This window comes from Janibacter anophelis NBRC 107843 (assembly GCF_001570945.1).
Taxonomy (GTDB): domain Bacteria; phylum Actinomycetota; class Actinomycetes; order Actinomycetales; family Dermatophilaceae; genus Janibacter; species Janibacter anophelis.
The window spans coordinates 1-2338 of the sequence record NZ_BCSQ01000108.1 but is presented as its reverse complement, the minus strand read 5'-3'; the positions used below and the strand labels follow the sequence as shown (position 1 = coordinate 2338).

Genomic DNA, 2338 nt, shown 5'->3' with positions numbered 1-2338 from the left:
CCAAGTACGACGTCTCGTTCGGGATCACGGACTCCCGGACTGCGGGCACCGGTACACGCAGGCCGGTGAGTACGACGTGACCGTCACCGCGTCGTGGGAGGTGCAGTGGTCCGGGCTGGGCCAGTCCGGCACGATCCCGATGGAGCTGGAGCGGACCACCACCATCCGCGTCGGTGAGGCCCAAGCCGTCGCGACCTCGACGAACTGAACTGTTGGGGGCGCAGGGGTATGAGTGTGGGGGTCTCGCACGGCGCGGACACGGGCCGGTTGCGGCGGGTGGCCGAGGACCTGTCGGTCTCGGCCAATCAGTCGTTGCAGGTGGAGCAGTCGGGCACGGTGTCGATGGGGGTGTTGCTCGAGGCCTGGGCTGGGCCTGACACGGAGGGCTTTGCCGGGGACTGGCAGTCCGCGGGGCCTCTGTTGACGACGGCCGCGGAGCGGCTGTCGTTGTTGGCGCGGTTGCTGATTGAGCAGGCCGAACAGCAGGACCGCGCCTCCGGCTGCAGCGGGGTTCGCGGTGGCGCGCCCGGGCCGGGTACGGGTCCGGGTCGCCCGCTCTTTGGGATTGACCTGCCTGACTCTGTTGCCGGGCCGTTCGACGTCAGGAACGTCATGGGTGGTGACTGGTCGGACGTCCGCGCGGGGTTGAAGGTACCCGGCTTGGCTGGGCTGACTTCACCGATCAACAACCCGATCGTTTCCGGACCGTTGAACTACTACCGGCGGATCTATGAGGACTGGCAGGCGTCCGGGCTGACGTGGTTCGAGGCGATGTTCGTGCCGTGGCCGATGCCGGACAAGTTCCGGAACAAGTATCTCGAGCTGGTCGATCAGGGCACGGACTGGGCCAATGACGTCTACAAGGACCACGTGCGGGACCTGCCCGGCATCGCGCACAACCGCTGGGCGTTGCATCGGGCCAATGACGCGGTCGAGTACGTCGACATGTTCGTCTCGCCGCTGGATCGGGCTTTGGGCCCTACTGTTCCGGGCACCGCCTGGAACGTGGTCAAGGGCACTGTCAACGACACCACGGAGATGGCCGATGACCCCAAGGGGTGGTGGGGCGGGGCGTCCGGCTTGGACCAGGCTGGCGCGGCCTCGACCTTGATCCCCGCAGGCGGGTTCGCAGCCAAGGGCGCGACCAAGGCGCTGCGTGAACTGATCGACGTGTTCACAGGTGCCAAGCGGGCTCGGGTGGTCACAAGGACGTGGGATGACGATCTTGCTGACCTGAACAAGGCGACGGATCTCAAGGACAGTGACGACCCCTTCGAGAAGGCCTATGCCCTCAACGCTGAAAGGGCGCAGCAGCGGATAGCCAAGAACGACATCCAGACCCCGGATGACGTCTGGAATGCCGGCAATGAGCCCAGAGGTCTGATCATCGAGGCTCTGAACAAGGGCAACCTGCCCCCGGGATTCCAGACGATCGACCGAGTCGAGACCGTGGATGGCGTCGACCGGGCGGTGAGCACGAAGACGTTGGACCCCTCGCTCCCCACGTACGACGGCAAACCCAAGGCCATCGAGAGCAAGCTGAACGACTACCTCGACCAACTGGACCGGTTCGAAGAAGGGGAGAAGCTGTCGAAGGCGAACGGCAATTTCGTCGAAGTCACTGAGGACCATTACGAGAAGAAGGTTCTCGAAGTGTTTCTGCGACCGGGCACCATGAGCAAGGCAGACTGGGAGGCTGTCGCGCGGGTTCGAGCGCGAGCAGACGAAAAGAAGATCGCGTTGGAGGTCCACGAGTACCCATGAGCAAGGCAAAGCTGCAGGCGAATGTGTATCGCCACGGCGACACGTTCTTCGTGGGGGCGATGGCCTTCTTCGCTGATCATCCCGGCGCGACGAACAGCCAGATCTACGCTGTGGTCGGCGACATGGGCGGGCCCCCGACCGATGAGGAGTTGGGGGCGACGGTGATGGACATGCTTGGGCGCTCTGGTGTGCTTGATGCGTCCTTGATCGATCATGGTTCGCCCACCGGGTCTGTGATGGCCAGGGCGCTTGGATTGCCGTCGAACTCAGTCCTGGAGGCTGAGTGCGTCAACGTCACAGTCTCGCTCCCGAGAGACCGCCTGCTGGTGAGATCTCGTCGATCGCAGGGGCCGGGCGGAGGGTTCGTCGGAAGTGGCCTTCCAGCGCGGGAACTGGACCCTGACAGCCCTGCAGGGGTCGTGGGCGCAGCTGTGCGTGAGGCAACGACGGATGCGTTGACGGCCAGCGCGTCGGTGCTCAGACCGGCGGGCTCCTGGAAGGGCGAACACCCAGGACAACCGTCGGTTCCGGCTGGCGGTGCCGTCACGGTCCGTCGTGCACCGCAGGGTTGGAC

General features: G+C 65.1%; 2 protein-coding genes and 1 pseudogene. All 3 read left to right on the top strand.

Translation table 11 applies throughout. The features are described from left to right. Positions 1-208, top strand: a pseudogene (locus tag JAN01S_RS17435) (hypothetical protein); the annotation flags it as partial. 68 nt (positions 209-276) lie between these two features. Further along, positions 277-1764 carry an endonuclease toxin domain-containing protein gene (locus JAN01S_RS16320; RefSeq protein ID WP_157075819.1) on the top strand — a complete coding sequence of 496 codons (1488 nt, stop codon included), beginning with the start codon at positions 277-279 and terminating at the stop codon, positions 1762-1764. After that, positions 1761-2338 (top strand): hypothetical protein (locus JAN01S_RS17000; RefSeq protein WP_157075818.1); only part of this gene is annotated, 578 nt, incomplete at its 3' end. The genes JAN01S_RS16320 and JAN01S_RS17000, both read left to right, overlap by 4 nt.